Below are 17,124 nucleotides of genomic sequence, written 5' to 3'. Positions count from 1 at the left end.
AAAGAGGCCGTAAGTTTAAATTCGGTTTAAATTATTTTATAAAAACACAAAGCAAGCACCTTAATTAAGGGGCTTGCTTTATACTCTTGGTCGTTGCGTATTAATGTGATTTTACATTAATACGCTCTGTTAATTCAGGTAGTTGCACCTCTGCGCTGAGTGCGAAATCCAGCTGCACCAAATGTTCCTCTTGTGGAAATGCGTAAGGCTCATAGCGCCATTGTTGCAGCGCACGCACCGCTTCTTTATCAAATACCTTGGCCGGTTGAGACTGCACCACCACCACATTACGAACAGCGCCTTCCTCGTCAACTTGGAATCGCAAAACCACAGAACCGGAAATTTTTTGCTCCGCTGCTTCTTTAGGGTAAATGGGCTCAATACGCATCACGGGTTTTGGCTGACTCGCTGACTTTTGCTTATGGCCTTCGCCAGCCTGAGTGCCGGCAACCAGGGTGAAACTTCCCAGGGCAATAAGCAGGGCCAGGACCTTGGCCAGGGCATAGCCCTTATTGGCCGATTGCATATTGTATAGGCGTTGTAACATCATGTTTTTATCTCCGTAGTAAGAATAAGCCAAGCTATGCAGCCGTGACTGGCTGGCGCACTCGACCATGGATTTGCCGTACTGCAAACGCTGTGCGGCGGATTTATCGGCTAGCACCCGCTCGTCGCAGGCCAGCTCTTGAATGCGTCTCAGGCTGAAATAAGCCACCCAGCCCAAGGGGTTAAACCAGATTAAAATGGCGGCGCTCAGGGCAATCAGGTTGATGACATTATCGCGGCGCTCCAGATGTATCCGCTCATGCTCGAGCATCAGGGTGAGGGCCGAGGCATCGACGTCTTGCAGTAAACGCTGCGGTAGTACGATGCGTGGGTTAAAGAAGCCAACCACCATGGGTGAGCTGATCGCCTTGCTGCAATACAGAGTCGTATTGCCTGCCTGTCCCGGCAGCTGGTTATCAAGGGGGGCGGCGTTCAGGCGGCGCTGAAATACCAGATGTTGGTAGGCAACCAGGGCGAACAAGGCGGCGGCAATAAGCCAATAGGCCAGCTCCCAGCTAATGCTTACCTCGGCACTTGCCTGGCGCAAGGGTGTCACCACATACTGGCCAATCATGGCCGGCGCGGCTACCGTATTTTTTAGCTCTATGCTTTGCGCCAGCAGCAACGCTGGGAGCAACAACCAGAGGCCATAGATAAAGCGTGCACTCAGTGCCTTAAGGGCATAACGTTCCGCGATAATCAAGGCGGCGAGTAAGGTGCACAGCAGTGCCTGTTGTGAAATAAGCCATGACAACATATTACTTTCCTTGTTGGTCTTCCCACTCTTTAATAACGGCTTTGAGTTCGTTGATATCCTGCTGTGACAGCTGTTCGGTTTTGGCAAAGCCACTGACCAGAGGCGCAATGCGGCCACTGAAGAAACGCTGGATCAGATTCTTGCTCTGTTTAAGGGTGTAATCTTCGCGGCCTATGGTGGGGCTGTATTGGTAGAGACGGCCTTGCTTTTCAAAACTCACCGCTTGTTTCTTAACGAGGCGACCCAGTAGGGTCTTGATGGTTTTGTCATGCCATTGGGTGTCATCGCTGAGGCGCTCGATAATTTCACTCGACTTTGCCGGATGGCCCTGCCACAGCGCTTCCATGACCTCAAACTCTGCTTTGGATAACTCGATCATAACTTTGCTCACAAATGTAATCCTTGAATTTAAGATTACACTTGTAGTCAAAATGATCAAGCTATTTTTTCAACAAGTTAACTTCTTCCGTGGTGAGCTCGGTAAATTGACTTTCGGCTAAGCGCGTTGGGTCCAGGTGCAGTTGGCCGATGCGCACGCGCAGTAAGTCGACCACGCGGTAGCCGCAATAACGTGCCATTTTACGGATCTGCCGATTGAGCCCCTGGGTGAGGATGATCTTAAAACGTGTGGCTGAAAGCGCCGTGCAAACACAAGGTTTGGTGAGTGTGCCATCCACGGGTACACCTGCGCTCATGCGAGAAAAAAACGCTTCATCCAAGGGCTTGTCTACCTCAACCCAATATTCTTTTTCATGGCTGTGATCCGGATGGGCCAGCCGATTGCAGAGTTCGCCATCATTGGTCAGGATCAACAGGCCACGGGAGTCCTTGTCTAAGCGGCCAATGGGGTAGGTGCGTTGCTCGGGCGGTAAGTGATGGATCAGGCTGCTTGGATCTTCGGCTCTTAGCTTACAATCAATGCCCACCGGCTTGTGGTAGGCGTAATACAGCTTGGGCGCCAGTCCATCAATACGCCGACCATCAAGGCATATCTCATCCTGGTCGCTGACATGGTCGATATGATTGGCGGCGCGGCCATTGACCGTCACCCTGCCGGCATCAATTAGGCGCGAGGCGCCCCGGCGGGAACAAACTCCGGCATGGGACAAATACTTGGCAAGGCGAATAGTGGCGGACATAACAAAACTAGGAAATACAGATGCCAGCATATTAGCATGATGCTTTACCTAATGCCGCAAAGGCCGATGCCAAGGGCGTGCTTTAAGTATTTGTGCAAGCAAGGAAATAACCTTACTTTTCTGCTGGTCAATTACCTAATCTTATGTAAATCTGAGCTTTATTAGGGATAGAAAAAGTGTATGACCATGAGTGAGTTTTTGATCCATGCCATCGACTTGATGAGCAGCCTCTTTTTACTCTTTATCGGCTTTTTGGTGCTGTTGACCATCTATTATTATTTTGTCGATATCCATCAAAATAAGCATGCAATACGCCGAAATTATCCGGTGATCGGTCGTTTTCGATACTTTTTCGAGCGTCAGGGGGAATTTTTCCGACAATACTTTTTCGCTATGGACCGCGAAGAAATGCCCTTTAATCGCGCCGAGCGCAGCTGGGTATATAAGGCGGCCAAAAACCTCGACCGTACCGCCGCGTTTGGTTCCACTCAAAGCCTGGATCCCACGGGCACCATCATGTTTATGAATACCGCCTTTCCGACCCTGGAAGAAGACGCCATAGAGCCCGAGCCGGTGACCATAGGCGAGCAATGCCCTCATCCTTACCGGGCAAAAAAAGTGTTTAATATTTCCGGTATGAGCTACGGCGCGCTTTCCAAACGGGCTGTGCTGGCATTGTCTCGTGGTGCTCGTCAGGCCGAGTGCTGGATGAATACCGGTGAAGGGGGACTGAGTCCTTATCATCTGGAAGGCGGTGCCGACATCGTTTTTCAAATCGGCACCGCCAAATATGGGGTGCGCGATGAGCATGGCAAATTAAGCGATGCCAAGCTCAAGGAAATCGCCGCCCACGAACAGGTAAAAATGTTTGAAATTAAAATGAGCCAGGGCGCCAAGCCGGGTAAGGGCGGCATGCTGCCCGGGATTAAGGTCAATGCAGAAATTGCCCAAATCCTCGGTATTCCCCAGGGTAAGGACTCCATTAGTCCCAATGGTCATCCGGAAATAAGGAGTGTGGGCGATTTACTCGATATGATAGCCCATGTGCGTAACGTGACCGGCAAGCCCACCGGCTTTAAGGCGGTAATTGGTGAAACCTCCTGGTTGGAAGAGCTGGCCACGGAAATTAATAGGCGCGGCCAGGAATCGGCTCCGGATTTTATTACCATAGACAGTGCCGATGGCGGTACCGGCGCGGCGCCGCAGCCACTTTTGGACTCGGTTGGTTTGCCGCTAAAAGAAAGCCTGCCCTGGGTAGTAAACCTGCTTGAGCGTCACGATTTACGCAAACGCATTCGCATTGTCGCCTCGGGTAAGCTGATCGTGCCCTCCAAGGTGGCCTGGGCGGTGGCGCTGGGCGCCGACTTTGTGGTTTCCGCCCGTGGCCATATGTTTTCGCTCGGCTGTATCCAGGCCCTGCAGTGTAATAAAGACACCTGCCCGACCGGTATTACCACGCACAACCCTAAATTAATGAAGGGCTTGGACGTGGTGGACAAAACTCAGCGGGTGGCCAACTACAACAAGTATATTCACTATGGCATTGGCCTGATTGCTCACTCCTGTGGGGTCAATAATATCCGCGGCCTTAACCGCAAGCATGTGCGCGTGGTGCAGGAGGATGGCTTGTCGCAAACCCTGGATGAAATGTACTCCATGTACAAGTAGCACATGGCGAGTGCTTGCCAACTGCGTTAAACTGCTGGGTATTACTGGTTACGAGGCATTTTAATGCACCAAGAACAACCCAAGAATCCGCTGCACGGCGTTAAGCTGGAGCAAATGGTTACGCGCCTGGTCGAACATTTTGGTTGGGCCGAGCTGGGACAGCAGATCAATATCAATTGCTTTAAGAAAGACCCCTCGGTGAAATCATCACTGAAGTTTTTGCGCCGCACTCCCTGGGCGCGGGAGCAGGTTGAGCAGCTGTATCTCAAAACCTTTTGTACCTGGCCCTATAACGCCGGGGTATAGGAACCAAGCCCATGAGTCTTAGCGTCGCCCTGATTCAGCACGATATTCGTTGGCTCGATGCCGATACCAATCTTGCTCAGTTAAGTGTGCGCCTTGAGTCTCTCGGCGAGGTTGATTTAATTGTCTTAGCGGAAACCTTCGCCACCGGATTTGCCGTGGCCGATAGCCAGGTGCATCTGGCGGCCGAGCGGATCCTGGATTGGTTGAAGGAGCAGGCGCAGCGTCATCGGGCGGTGCTGTGCGCCAGCGTGCTCGTCGCCGAGCAAGGGCAAAAGTTTAACCGCCTGTACTGGGTGTCTCCCGATGGTGTGGTGCAGCATTATGATAAGCGGCACCTGTTTTGCCTGGGGCAAGAAGGCAAGTACCTTAATCCCGGTAAGCAAAGAGTCATTTTTACCTTAAAGGGTCTGCGTATCTTGCCGCAGATCTGTTACGACCTGCGTTTTCCCGTGTTTGCCCGCAATCGCAACGATTATGAGGTGATGATCAATATCGCTAATTGGCCGGCGGCACGACGCGGTGCCTGGGATACCTTGCTGCGCGCCCGCGCCATTGAAAACCAATGTTATGTGTTGGCGGTCAATCGTATTGGCGATGATGGTTACGGCATAGCGCATAATGGTGGCACCGCGGTCTATGACTTTAGCGGCGAACCCTTGGCTCAGACCGCAGATGACCAGCCACAAGTCCTCACTATTACTCTGGATAAAGATGCGTTAGAGGAATACCGCCAGGCCTTTCCCGCCTGGCAGGATGCGGATGCCTTTGACTTGCGCTAGGGTCGCTGTAAGGGCATCGGCAGGAGATGCCCGGCGGTGGTATAATACGGATATTAGTTAGCGAACCCGAGCCCCTATCTTGATTTTACCCGTACTTCTCGCCGGTGGTGGCGGCACCCGGTTGTGGCCGCTTTCGCGTCAGGACCGCCCTAAGCAGTTTTTGCGTCTTAACGGCGAGCATTCCTTACTCCAGCAAACGGCGTTGCGTTTTCGTCGGCAGGGCTGTCTGGCTCCTTTAGTGATCTGCAGTGCCGAGCATCGTTTTATGGTGGCGCAGCAGTTGCTGGAAATAGATATGCGCGCCAGCGCCATTATTCTCGAGCCCGATGGGAAAAATACCGCACCAGCGGCGGCTTTGGCGGCGCTGTGGGCGCAGCAACATCAGCCGGATGCCAGCCTGTTTTTCGCTCCCGCCGATCATGCCATTGCCAACTTCACCTTGCTTGGCGACCAGCTTGACGCGCTTGACGCCATAGCGCAGCAGCACCTTATTTTGTTTGGTATTACCCCCACCGAACCGCAAACTGGCTTTGGTTATATTCAACAGGGCAGCAGTTATGGCTCCGCCGAGCATGATGTTGAAGGCTTGTTTAAGGTTGCCGGCTTTTCCGAAAAGCCGGACAGGGTCACCGCCGAGTATTATCTCGAACAAGGGCAATATTATTGGAATTCGGGCATGTTGCTCGCCGGTTGTGGCATTTTTATCGAACAGTTTCAAAAGCATAGACCGCAGTTATGGGCGCAGGTGTGCCGCGCCGCAAAGTTTAGTAGCGATCTGGACTTTACCCGTGTCGATGAAAGCGCCTGGCAGCAGCTGGAAGGGGATTCCCTGGACTATGCGCTGCTTGAACGCAGCGAGCAGCTGTTGCTTTGTTCGCTGCCGCTGCAATGGTTTGATCTCGGCAGCTTTGCCCAGCTTTATCAATATCACAGTCGGGATAAGGATGAGAATCTGGTGCTCGGCAGCGCCGTCTGCGCCGATAGCCAGGGTAATCTGATCGCCGCCGATGAGCAGCATCTGGTGGCAACCTTAGGTATCAAGGACACGGTAATAGTGCACAGCGGCGACACCATTTTAGTGGCCGCCAAGGATCATCTGGATAAAATGCCCAAGCTGGTGGCCAAGGTGGCCGCCGAGCATCCGCAGCAGCGCCGCTATCACAGGCAAACCTTTCGCCCTTGGGGCCATTACGAGGTGCTGAACGAGGGCGCGCAATACAAGGTTAAACGCATTGTTTTGCAGGCGCAGGCGCGTTTGTCCTTACAGGCGCATCAACATCGTTCCGAGCATTGGGTGGTGGTCAGCGGCGAGGTGCTGGTGCAGGTGCAGCAGCAGGAGCACAGGCTAAGCGGTGGCCAGTCCATCTACATACAGGCACAGCAGCGCCATCGCCTGACCAATGTGGGTAATAAGGCGGCGATCATTATCGAGGTGCAAAGCGGCGATTATCTGGGTGAAGACGATATTATCCGCTTTGATGATGACTATGGCCGTTAAAGCACGGGGCCGCTAGCGCAGGGTTTGGCTGCGCATAAACTTAAGGTATTGTTCTAGGCTTTGCTGCCACAGATCGAGACCTTCCGCTAAGCCCGCGTCTATGGGTTTATCATCGAGCAGGCGGCGTTCGATTTTTTTCAACGCCATGCCATAGCGATTAAAGCCCAGCTGCAAGGCGGTGCTGGCTTGGCGGTGCAGCAGCTTGATGCACTGCTCCTTATCATTGCCCACCAGTTGCTGACAGCGCAGCAGCTTATTGCGCGCGGAAAGCACAAACTCATTGTAAATGGAGATCAGTTCTTGCTCGGCAAAGGTGTTGGCCATCAGCTCGGCGGCGGTTTCATCGTAGAGCACGTCCTTTAAGGCAACGCTGATATTCGGGGTCTGATTCGATTGCGAGTCGCTGAGCGCCTGTCTTAACTTCTCTTGTTTAATTGGCTTACCGACTATGTCCTTGATGCCCAGCGCCAGGTATTCCTTGATCTCATCCGGGCTCAGGCTGGCGGTAAAGGCCAGAATCGGGGTGCGGTGATTGCGATGATCCATGGTTTTAAGCTTGCGGATCACCTCCTGACCACTGAAGTCCGGCAGGTTCATATCCAAAAGCACGACATCAAAATGGTGTTTTTTCAGCAGTTCAATGGCGCTGCTGCCATCGGTGGCCAGTTTGACCTTGTGTTCATCCTCGGCCATAAATTCGATGGCGATTTTTTGATTCAGCTCTAAATCTTCAACCAGGAGCACATCTAACCCGGTGCGGTAGTTGTCTGATTTAGGGCGTTTTTCTACCAGGCTTAATTCGCCTACCGTGAGTTTCACGGCAAAGTTAAAGGTGCTGCCTTCACCCAGGCGGCTGCGAATATTCAACTGGCTACCAAGATGGGCAAGCAGGCGACTGGTGATCGCCAGTCCCAGTCCGGAGCCACCCTTGAGCTTGCCGGCGCTGCTTTGCACATAGGGTTCGGTTAAATATTGGATTTCATCTTCTTCGATACCCGGCCCCGAGTCGATAACGCTAAAGCTTAGGGTATGCTCTTCCTGGCCTCCATGGAGCAGGTCGACCTGCAGGGTGACTTGACCCTGATCGGTAAATTTAATGGCGTTACCTACCAGATTAATAAGAATTTGCCTGAGCTTTTGGTGGTCGCAGTAATAACAGGCCTGCTTCGCCAAATTATAGTTAAGCTCAAATTTCACGCCCTTTTGCTCCGCCAGTGGGCTCAGCAGCAGGCAGAGGTTATTGAGCCAGGTATGCAGTTCCACATCTTCTTCATACAGGGCCTCATCGCTTTGCTCCAGGCTGGCATATTCCAATACCTTGTCGATTAGCAGGGTCAGGGATTCGGCGGAGTTGATAATGGCCTCGCAATAGGGTTTGTTTTTCGGTGTGCTGGCCTGGTTCATGATCAACTGGGCACTACCGAGTATGCCATTCAAGGGAGTGCGGATCTCGTGGCTGATGGTGGATAAAAACATGCCACGGATCTCTAAATCCTTTTGTGTCTTGGCCGTCAATTGGTTGAGGTTAAGCTCACGGCGCTCGTTGCAAAACAGGGCGACACCAGCGGCAAACAGCATGGGTGCGAGCACCCCTTTTACCAGCAGCGCGGCACTAAACCAATCGTTATCAAACTGGGTGTTGTGCTCGCTGTGGTTCATCACCAGGGCGCGGGCGGCAAACACCAGGAGCGACATACTGAGAGCGATCAGATACACCAGGCTGGCACTGGGGTACTTGGTGCGGCCGTAGCGGCTGATAATGTAGAAAAGACAGGCAGCTTCGACGAAGCGATGCAGGTCTATCAGCAGCACCTGGGCGGAAATATCCACGGAGATAAACATAAAGTAGGTAAAGCTGATAAATAAGCAGCCGCTGACAAAGATAAAAAAGTAGGTCAGCAGGCCGTTATAGTTGAGGAAGCGATTAATGGCCAAAACATGGATCACCGAGCCGCAAATAAAGAAAAAGTTTGCCAGGGTGACAAGGTTCTCATGCTGTTGTGGTGCTTTGATGGCGGAGATGATAATCCCCACCAACAAGCATACCGGATACCACACATAGAGGCCGATGCCGACAAAGTTACGATTGGCGCGCCAGGTAATAAAATTGAGCAAGGTCATCACAAAGATGGCCGCGGCGCTGGTATAGAAGAGGGTCGACGTGTCTAGCATCCGTGATATGTATTGGTTATGGGTATTTAGTTTCTACTATACGGAAAATTCTCTGCTTGGCTATGCGTAAGTATCGAGAGGCAATTTATTGCGGATAAGAAAAAGCCGGCATGTCGCCGGCTTTGAGATTAAAAACAGACCCTAACGTAATTCGTTCGGGATATTGGTCTGAGCCCAGGACAATAACTCGATGCGGTTACGGCATTTGGTTTTACGGAAGGCACTGTAAAGGTGCGTTTTCACCGTATGCGGGCTGATGCTAAGCTGCTCGGCGATCTCTTTATTCTTAGCGCCTTTACTCATTAGACCAACTATGGCCTTTTCACGCTTGGTAAGTTTAACCGGCTCGATGTCGCCTTCGGTGAGTTTATGTAAGGAGTCCTTATTGAAATGCAGCATGCGATTAAGCACGTTACACATAACATCACGGCGATACCATAAATGGTTTTCTTGTAATAAGCGTATGCCCTTCATCATTACATCGGCATTGTCCGAGGTATAGAACACCCCGCGAATACCGCTTAACAGTGCACGGTTGGCCAGTTCCGGGTTCTCATCCAGGTTGAAGAGGACGATATCGCACTCTACCCTAAGGTTTATAAGGTGGTACTTTAAGCGACCCCAGGCGTCTTCGTTAGACGTCTCGATAAATAAATAAGCCGTACCTGGCTGCACTTGAGTTACGTCGGTACCCTTTTGTACTTCAAACCCTTGGGTGCGTAGTAACGGTGCCAAAACATTAGTGCCAATCTGGTTAATCGGTTCCTGCTCAAGCAGTAAAAATACGGTCTTACTCATTTAGTGGTCGGCTCATTAAAAACTATTTGCACTATCCTAACACGCTATTCACTTCTTTTGTATTAGGGTGTTTTGATTTATGTAGTGAAAAAAGACTATTTATGCCCATGTACCCAACATTTGTAAATAATAGGTTACGTAATGGCTAAATTAGGCGCCTAAAAGCGCCTGATTTAGCCAGAAAAAAGTATGTGGGTAGGTTAATAAAGTGATGATTCCTATACTTTTAGCTTATCCTGATAGGGGGGCCAACCCATTGCCTTACCGGCTAACATATGGAGATGAATATGGTACACGGTTTGTCCGCCATGGCCGTTGCAGTTCATCACCACGCGGTAGCCATCTTCGGCAAACCCATGCTCCTTTGCCAGCTTGGCCGCAACCACATAGAGATGACCGACAATTGCGGCATTTTCCGTGGTGACATCATTAATGGTCGCTATTGTCTTTTTTGGGATAATTAAAACGTGAAATGGGGCCTGGGGATTAATATCGGTAAAGGCCAGTGCTTGTTCGTCCTCATAAATGATATCGGCGGGGATCTCGCGATTGATAATTTTGGTGAAAATGGTCTCTGTGCTCACAGCGAGCTCCTTAATTTTACTAGCAGGGTGTCAGTAATGACAAAGAAAAGCATAAGTGTCAAACTGAGAACCAAAGCTTAAATGTAAGGTAGGTACCCCATGTGGAAAAAACTCTCCAGTGCTGCGGCGCTGGCTCTGTTGCTAATGCCCTCGGCTTATGCCGAAACTGTGTCCTTTGCGAGCGAAATTATCCCCTTACAGGTGAATGATAAAACCATTTCGCATTCTATTTTCAATACCGTTGATGAGCTGGAACTGGCTCCGGGTAGCTATCGTCTTAAGCTCAAATACAGCGACCTTTATGAAAGCGGTTTTGATGACCATGAGGTAATCGAGTCGGAACCCTTTTGGGTGACCTTGGCGGTTGAGGCCGGGCAGGATTATGAGGTGACGTTCGATCGGGCTGCAACCGTCGCTGGCGCTAAGCTTTTCGCGCAAAGCCCCATAGTGCGTTTACGCGCCGAGGGTCGGCAGCTGGAAGTGCCTATGCCTAAAGCGACCGCGCCTAGTGTGGTTGCACCCAGTACTGTCGCACCGAGTACTGTCGCACCGAGCACTGCCGCGCCTGCGCTGACAGCACCAACCTTGATGCCAGCCAATATAGCCCCAGCTCCGGCGGTTTCGACCAAGTCTGCACCGGCAGTTGCACCTGTCCCTCAAGCCGGTGGCAATGTCAGTGCCGCCGCCATGCTAGAGTTCTGGTGGCAGCAGGCTACGCCGGCACAGCGCCAGGCATTTTTACAGAAGGTGCAGTCGCAACAGTGATGCTTTGCGTTTTGTAGGTCGATGCTCTGCGTCGACAGCGGGGGCGCTTTCTCAGCAATGTGCTTCAGTGTTGCTCATTTGTCGGGCTTATCGGCAATATGCTCCCGCGTTGCTTATTTGTTGGGCTAAAAGCCCGACCTACAAGGTTCCACGCCAATCTTGATGCTTTGCGCCTTGTAGGTTGATGCTCTGCGTCGACAAAGGAGGTATTTGCCTGCCTTTAGGCAATAAAAAAGGGTGCATTTAGCACCCTTTTTACTTAGCGTGTCGCTATTAGTTAAATAGCGCGTCTATCGTACCTTGCGCCAGTGGGTGATAACCCGGACGAGCGCCCTGGTATACTTCATAGGCCCAGTCACGCTTGTTGTTATTAATCAGCGCCTTGTATAGAGGCACGATCAATTTACGACGACCGATGCCACTTAGGTGCTTATCCAGCGCCGGGTAAATGGCTTCATAGCCGTTGCCTACCGCCAGCATAAACCAGGCGAAGGCGACTTCCTTATTGGTTGACGCGGTCAGGTTAAACTGGGTATCCAGCTCGACCATCTTCTCGCCAGCCAGGTCGCGTGGCAGGTTATTGATAAAGTGCAACCACTCATGCACCGTCCAGTTTGCGGTCGGCAATTCACTGGCCGGTTTACTGCCGGCTAACCAGGCTTGCGTCTCGGCATCAACCTTGTCGAACACATCCGAAGTAGGCTGAGGTGCATCGGCAGGTAGACCCGGCTGATGGATCCACTCATTGACCTTCTCCATGCTGACCACTCCTGGGTGTTTGTTGATCAGATTCTCTTCTAGGTAACGCTCAAATTCCGCCGTGGTCAGCGACTGGAATGAATAGGCCTTAAAGTAACCCTTAACGAACTCGTCAAAGACATCGCGACCAAACTTTTCTTCCAAATAGATAAGGAATAGCTGGCCCTTGGTATAAGGCACAGAGCTAAAGGCGTCGTCCGGATCGCGACCGTTCAGCTCCAGGTTTAAGCGGGTATCCGGTGCCGGAATATCTTTTAGCAGGGCATTTAGGCCTGCGGCATCCAAAGATTGCTCCATCACCGCACGCTCACGACCGAAAACTTCTTCCATAATGCGGTTTTCAACGTAGGAGGTGAAACCTTCGTTTAACCATAAGTCTTCCCAGGTGGCGTTGGTAACCAGGTTACCGGACCAGGAGTGTGCTAGTTCGTGGGCGATCAGGTTAACTAGGCTCTTATCGCCGGCCACTACGGTTGGGGTGATAAAAGACAAGCGTGGGTTTTCCATGCCGCCGAATGGGAAGCTAGGAGGTAGCATAAGCAGATCGTAGCGGCCCCAGGCGTATTCGCCGTACATAACTTCGGTTTTATCTATCATCGCCTGGGTGTCGTTAAACTCGGCCACCGAGGCATCGAGAATTTGCGGCTCGGCGAAAATCGCGGTCTGGTGCGACATTTCCTTGTATTCCAAGTTACCGGCGCCGATGGCGATCAGGTAAGGAGGGATGGCCTGCGGCATATCGAAGAAGTAGTCGCCATCTTTGATAAAGGCACCCGTGTTGTCGGCACTCATTACCGCACGAACATTTTCCGGCGTTTCGATACGAGCGCTGTAAGTTACGCGCATGGCCGGCGTGTCTTGTACCGGGATCCAGCTACGGGCGTGAATGGCCTGTGACTGGCTGTACATAAAGGGTTGAGTTTTGCTGGCGGTTTGCTCCGGCGTCAGCCATTGCAGGCCAGATGCTTGTGGCAAGCTGTTGTAATAAATACGAACCTTAGGAGCTTGCTGCTTAAAGCGAATGGTTAGTTTTGAACCCTTCACATCGTCACGAGCCGCTAAATCAAATTTTGCCTTGTGCCATTTGCCTTGGGTGTCCTGGTAGATCACGCGGTCAACTTCAAGGTCGCGGGTATCCAGTACCAGGGTACGAGCAGCGGCATTTTTCCACTTCAGGCTATGCTCAACGAAGCCTTCTAATTGCTTGTCGGCGAAGTCGACATCAAGATCTAAAAACAGGTGTGTGGAGACCACATCGTCTAGGTTGGCATAGGTGTGCTCATCGCTGGCAGCCAGGCTGTGCAGGCTAACGCCGCCAAGCGCTAAGGCAAGAGCAAGAGGTTTTAATTTCATAGCATCCTCAGAACGGGTGAAATAAGAAGTGCTTGTTATATCAGATATAGTCAACGACTGACAGCTATGTCTGTTGGCTGGCTTGGGGTACACTTAGGGCAAATAGCCAAGAGAGACGTTTCCTTTGCCTGCATTACAAAGCCATCATACCTTTGCGCTGGACGTGCCCTGTCAGACGCTTGTGACCATCACAGATCCAGCCCAGCTTCGCGAGTTCGATTACGCCCAAGCGTTTTGTGTGCTCGGCGAGGGTAGCAACACCATCTTTACCACTCCCTATCAAGGTACGGTTATCTTGATCGCCAATAAAGGGGTGCGTATTGAGGAGTTGTCGCAAAGCTGGTTGCTGCATTGTGCGGCGGGTGAAAACTGGCATGCGTTGGTAGAGAACACCTTGGCCTTGAATATGCCGGGGTTGGAAAACCTGGCGCTTATTCCTGGTAATGTTGGCGCCGCGCCGGTGCAGAATATCGGTGCCTATGGTGTCGAGCTGGCGCAGTTTGTCGAGTATGTCGAGGGCTACCACATAGCGCACGGTGAAACCCAGCGCCTCAGTGCCGAGCAGTGCCGCTTTGGTTATCGCGATTCCGTCTTTAAACATGAGCTAAAGGGCCAGTTTATTATTACCCAGGTTGGTTTGCGCCTACCTAAGCAATGGCAGCCGAATATCAGCTACGGACCCTTGCAGGGTTTACAGCAGCCCAGCGCTAAGCAGGTATTTGATGAGGTGGTGGCGGTGCGTCAGGCAAAACTGCCAGATCCTAAGGTACTGGCCAATTGCGGCAGCTTCTTTAAAAACCCCATACTGCCACGCCCTCAGGTAGCCGCTTTAAAAGAGCAATATCCGCAACTGCCCTGCTATGACGTCGATGCCGAGCAGCAAAAGGTGGCCGCCGGTTGGCTGATAGAGCAGGCCGGACTAAAAGGCTTTCATATTGGCGATATCGCCGTGCACGATAAGCAGGCCCTGGTGCTGGTGAACCGCGGTGCGGGTCGGGCTGAAGAATTGTTGGAGATGATCAAGCATATTCAAAGCGTGGTAGCACAGCGTTTCGGCATTGACCTGGAGCATGAAGTGCGATTGATGGGCGAGCTGCAAGAAATTCATGTGGGGGCCACTCATGAAGGCACCTGACGGTAACAAGCTGGCCATATTACAGGCCTTAAATAAGGGCGAGTTTATTTCCGGGCAAGCCATGGGCGAGCAACTGGGCATTAGCCGTGCCGCCGTGGCAAAGCATATTACGTCCTTGCAGGAAATGGGGCTGGATATTTACAAGGTCAATGGCAAGGGCTATCGCCTCAGTCGACCTTTGAGCCTGCTTAAGCAAGCGGATATCGAGCTGGCCTATCAAGAGTTAGACGGCAGCGGCTGTCATTTTGAAGTACAGCCCATTATCGACTCCACCAACACCGAACTGATGCGCCGGGTGCAAAGCACCGAGGCAAACAATAACAGCGTGCTGGTGGCAGAAATGCAGCAGAAGGGCAAGGGACGGCGCGGCCGCACCTGGCAATCCCCCTTTGCAGCCAACCTGTATTACAGCTATTACTGGCGCTTAGACGATGGCATGCATGCGGCCATGGGTTTATCTATTGCCGTGGGTCTGGCGGTCCATGACAGCCTAAAGGCGCTCTATGATCTTGAAGTGCAGCTGAAATGGCCGAACGATGTGCTGGTCGATGGCCGTAAGTTGGCGGGCGTGCTGGTGGAGCTCGATGGCACCGCCGAAGGACCCTGTCATCTGGTGATCGGCATAGGCCTAAATATTTCCATGCCTCAGGCAGCGGCAGAGCATATAGATCAGCCTTGGTGCGATCTCAACGAGTTCGCCGGTGAGTTGGATAAAAACCAGCTAGTGGCCGTGCTCACCTGCTTTTTACAAAAGCGCCTGGCCCAGTATCGGCAAACCGGTCTGCAGGGCATGTATCAGCAGTGGAATAGGGTGCATGCCTTTAGCGGCCAATGTGTCGAGCTTAGCTCGGGCACCAATACCTGGCGTGGCATCTGTGAAGGCATTGACGAACAAGGTGCCGTGGTGCTGCGTGTCGATGGCCAAAGCAAGCGTTACTTTGGCGGCGAGATCAGTTTGCGTGTTAAGTCTACGGGTTAGGTTTATAAGTTAGTTATGAAACTATTAATCGACGCCGGTAATACGGCACTTAAAATGATGCTGGCCTCGGGCCCTGAAACGGGGCAGGGCATTCAGCTACAGCAAGTAGAGCCAAAGGCCGTGCCCTGGGACCAGATAGAAGAAGTGGTTATTTCCGCGGTAGCCGACTCAGACGCCTTAAGCGCCTTGGTGAAAGAAGCTGAGGTGCAGGGAGTGGGAGTGCGTCGCGCCAAGGTGGCGGCAAAGTGGCAACAACTTAACTGTGCCTATGACAATTATTCTACTTTGGGCATCGACCGCTGGTTGGCGGTGATCGCCGGTTACTGTGCAAATCCGAATGCTTATACCCTGGTGGTTGACGCTGGCACGGCGCTGACCCTAGATCTAATAGATGATGCTCATCAGCATCTTGGCGGCTATATTCTTCCCGGTTTAAGTTTGAGTGAGCACAGCATAGTGAGCCGCGCCGAAAAGGTTTTTACCCTTGATAACCAGGTTGCTAGTCCCGAGCCCGGGCGCTCAACCCCGGCAGCGGTGAAAAATGGCGCCCTTATCAGTGCCCTGGGGGCCATTGAATATGTGCTGGCGCATCACTGTCGTGGGCAAGATGTACAATTATTGATCACTGGCGGCGATGGTTTGGCTCTGCATCAACACCTGGGGCAAGGTATTTATCGTCCCCATTTGGTCTTCGAAGGCCTGTGGCAGTGGCAAAAACAAGGGTGAATTGTTTAAAAAAGCTCAGTTTTGGGTGAATAATGAACGTTCGCACCACAAACCTAAACTTTTTTTGATTTTATAGTTGCATCCCAATAAACCTTACTCTAGAATCTCGCCCCGTACTAAAGCAGTGCCGACTTAGCTCAGTTGGTAGAGCAACTGACTTGTAATCAGTAGGTCATCCGTTCGACTCGGATAGTCGGCACCATTTCCTCATCTTGGAAAGGCTTTAGAAAGAATTTTGCGTGGAGGGGTTCCCGAGCGGCCAAAGGGATCAGACTGTAAATCTGACGGCACTGCCTTCGCTGGTTCGAATCCAGCTCCCTCCACCACTCTAAATTCTTGACGGTTAGAGGTAGTTAAGAACAGGTTCCTAGAAAGCGGGCATCGTATAATGGCTATTACCTCAGCCTTCCAAGCTGATGATGCGGGTTCGATTCCCGCTGCCCGCTCCAGTTTTCTGGTGTGCTGATATAGCTCAGTTGGTAGAGCGCACCCTTGGTAAGGGTGAGGTCGGCAGTTCAAATCTGCCTATCAGCACCACTCCAGTCCTGTCTGTCCTGAAATACTTCCTTTGATTTGTCTAAAAAATATTCAATAATGAAGAATTGAATTGATCGTCGTTTTTTGTCGATCGTTTGATATGTAATCTAGATACACAAAAACTGATAGGTTCCGTCATGGCAAAAGAAAAGTTTGAACGCGTAAAACCGCACGTAAACGTTGGTACAATCGGCCACGTTGACCACGGTAAAACAACTCTAACTGCAGCAATCACTAACGTACTTGCAAAAGTATACGGTGGTACAGCTAAAGACTTCGCATCAATCGATAACGCTCCAGAAGAGCGTGAGCGTGGTATCACAATCTCAACTTCACACGTTGAGTACGACACTCCAACTCGCCACTACGCGCACGTTGACTGTCCTGGACACGCTGACTACGTTAAAAACATGATCACTGGTGCTGCTCAGATGGACGGCGCGATCCTAGTAGTAGCTGCGACTGACGGTCCTATGCCTCAGACTCGTGAGCACATCCTACTTTCTCGTCAGGTTGGTGTACCTTACATCATCGTATTCATGAACAAATGTGACATGGTTGACGACGAAGAGCTACTAGAGCTAGTAGAAATGGAAGTTCGTGAACTTCTTTCTGAGTACGAC

At 51.6% G+C, this 17,124-nt stretch carries 16 protein-coding genes and 4 tRNA genes; 13 read left to right on the top strand and 7 right to left on the bottom strand.

The features are described from left to right. Window positions 1-100: 100 nt before the first annotated feature. The 3 genes from C2M24_RS11795 to C2M24_RS11785 form a co-directional block, all read right to left on the bottom strand. Window positions 101-1,303: a M56 family metallopeptidase gene (locus tag C2M24_RS11795; protein WP_105215078.1), complete on the bottom strand. Its 1,203-nt coding sequence runs from the start codon at window positions 1,301-1,303 to the stop codon at window positions 101-103. Window position 1,304: 1 nt separating this feature from the next. Next, the gene (locus tag C2M24_RS11790; protein WP_105201223.1) at window positions 1,305-1,682 is read right to left on the bottom strand and encodes a BlaI/MecI/CopY family transcriptional regulator; all 378 of its coding nucleotides are present in this window, start codon (window positions 1,680-1,682) and stop codon (window positions 1,305-1,307) included. 61 nt (window positions 1,683-1,743) lie between these two features. Beyond that, the gene (locus C2M24_RS11785) at window positions 1,744-2,442 is read right to left on the bottom strand and encodes a pseudouridine synthase (RefSeq protein ID WP_105215269.1); all 699 of its coding nucleotides are present in this window, start codon (window positions 2,440-2,442) and stop codon (window positions 1,744-1,746) included. Window positions 2,443-2,628: 186 nt separating this feature from the next. On the opposite strand from C2M24_RS11785, the gene C2M24_RS11780 reads away from it, so the two are divergent. The 4 genes from C2M24_RS11780 to C2M24_RS11765 all read left to right on the top strand — a co-directional run bounded on the left by C2M24_RS11780 (window position 2,629) and on the right by C2M24_RS11765 (window position 6,693). Beyond that, window positions 2,629-4,110: an FMN-binding glutamate synthase family protein gene (locus C2M24_RS11780; RefSeq protein ID WP_105215267.1), complete on the top strand. Its 1,482-nt coding sequence runs from the start codon at window positions 2,629-2,631 to the stop codon at window positions 4,108-4,110. Window positions 4,111-4,173: 63 nt separating this feature from the next. Then, on the top strand, window positions 4,174-4,416 hold the full coding sequence (locus tag C2M24_RS11775; protein ID WP_105215076.1) for a VF530 family DNA-binding protein: 243 nt from the start codon (window positions 4,174-4,176) through the stop codon (window positions 4,414-4,416). 11 nt (window positions 4,417-4,427) lie between these two features. Then, on the top strand, window positions 4,428-5,195 hold the full coding sequence (locus C2M24_RS11770; RefSeq protein WP_105215074.1) for an amidohydrolase: 768 nt from the start codon (window positions 4,428-4,430) through the stop codon (window positions 5,193-5,195). Between the two features lie 79 nt (window positions 5,196-5,274). Next, window positions 5,275-6,693 (top strand): mannose-1-phosphate guanylyltransferase/mannose-6-phosphate isomerase, encoded by a 1,419-nt coding sequence (locus tag C2M24_RS11765; protein WP_158683758.1) that lies wholly within the window; start codon window positions 5,275-5,277, stop codon window positions 6,691-6,693. 12 nt (window positions 6,694-6,705) lie between these two features. Here the strand turns inward: C2M24_RS11765 and C2M24_RS11760 are convergent, their stop codons facing one another. The 3 genes from C2M24_RS11760 to C2M24_RS11750 all read right to left on the bottom strand — a co-directional run bounded on the left by C2M24_RS11760 (window position 6,706) and on the right by C2M24_RS11750 (window position 10,247). Next, on the bottom strand, window positions 6,706-8,865 hold the full coding sequence (locus C2M24_RS11760) for a response regulator (RefSeq protein WP_105215070.1): 2,160 nt from the start codon (window positions 8,863-8,865) through the stop codon (window positions 6,706-6,708). A 141-nt stretch (window positions 8,866-9,006) separates the two neighbouring features. After that, window positions 9,007-9,663: a helix-turn-helix transcriptional regulator gene (locus C2M24_RS11755; RefSeq protein ID WP_105201107.1), complete on the bottom strand. Its 657-nt coding sequence runs from the start codon at window positions 9,661-9,663 to the stop codon at window positions 9,007-9,009. Between the two features lie 218 nt (window positions 9,664-9,881). After that, a complete protein-coding gene (locus C2M24_RS11750; protein WP_105201106.1) occupies window positions 9,882-10,247 on the bottom strand; it encodes a histidine triad nucleotide-binding protein in 366 nt (121 codons plus the stop codon). A 99-nt stretch (window positions 10,248-10,346) separates the two neighbouring features. Between C2M24_RS11750 and C2M24_RS11745 the strand changes: the two genes are divergently transcribed. Continuing rightward, on the top strand, window positions 10,347-11,012 hold the full coding sequence (locus tag C2M24_RS11745; RefSeq protein ID WP_105215068.1) for a DUF2057 domain-containing protein: 666 nt from the start codon (window positions 10,347-10,349) through the stop codon (window positions 11,010-11,012). A 273-nt stretch (window positions 11,013-11,285) separates the two neighbouring features. Here C2M24_RS11745 and C2M24_RS11740 read toward each other — a convergent pair whose 3' ends face one another. Then, window positions 11,286-13,124, bottom strand: a complete 1,839-nt coding sequence (locus C2M24_RS11740) for a M1 family metallopeptidase (RefSeq protein ID WP_105215066.1) — start codon at window positions 13,122-13,124, stop codon at window positions 11,286-11,288. A 124-nt stretch (window positions 13,125-13,248) separates the two neighbouring features. Between C2M24_RS11740 and murB the strand changes: the two genes are divergently transcribed. From murB to C2M24_RS11700, 8 genes are all read left to right on the top strand, one after another. Beyond that, window positions 13,249-14,259 carry a UDP-N-acetylmuramate dehydrogenase gene (murB, locus tag C2M24_RS11735; RefSeq protein ID WP_105215064.1) on the top strand — a complete coding sequence of 337 codons (1,011 nt, stop codon included), beginning with the start codon at window positions 13,249-13,251 and terminating at the stop codon, window positions 14,257-14,259. Further along, window positions 14,246-15,238 carry a bifunctional biotin--[acetyl-CoA-carboxylase] ligase/biotin operon repressor BirA gene (gene birA, locus C2M24_RS11730; protein ID WP_105215062.1) on the top strand — a complete coding sequence of 331 codons (993 nt, stop codon included), beginning with the start codon at window positions 14,246-14,248 and terminating at the stop codon, window positions 15,236-15,238. The genes murB and birA overlap by 14 nt, the downstream gene beginning before the upstream one ends. Window positions 15,239-15,253: 15 nt before the next feature. Continuing rightward, window positions 15,254-15,964 (top strand): type III pantothenate kinase, encoded by a 711-nt coding sequence (locus C2M24_RS11725; RefSeq protein ID WP_105215060.1) that lies wholly within the window; start codon window positions 15,254-15,256, stop codon window positions 15,962-15,964. Window positions 15,965-16,090: 126 nt separating this feature from the next. After that, window positions 16,091-16,166: transfer RNA gene (locus C2M24_RS11720), tRNA-Thr, on the top strand. A 39-nt stretch (window positions 16,167-16,205) separates the two neighbouring features. Next, a tRNA-Tyr gene (locus C2M24_RS11715) sits at window positions 16,206-16,290 on the top strand. Window positions 16,291-16,338: 48 nt separating this feature from the next. Next, window positions 16,339-16,413: transfer RNA gene (locus tag C2M24_RS11710), tRNA-Gly, on the top strand. 12 nt (window positions 16,414-16,425) lie between these two features. Continuing rightward, window positions 16,426-16,501 (top strand) — tRNA-Thr (locus C2M24_RS11705). Window positions 16,502-16,638: 137 nt separating this feature from the next. Next, on the top strand, window positions 16,639-17,124 hold a 486-nt coding region (locus tag C2M24_RS11700), incomplete at its 3' end, for a GTP-binding protein (RefSeq protein WP_158683757.1).

It is taken from the genome of Pseudoalteromonas sp. T1lg22 (assembly GCF_002964645.1).
Classification (GTDB): Bacteria; Pseudomonadota; Gammaproteobacteria; order Enterobacterales; family Alteromonadaceae; genus Pseudoalteromonas.
The sequence above is the reverse complement of the archived record's forward strand: the minus strand, read 5'-3'. Positions and strand labels throughout refer to the sequence as shown.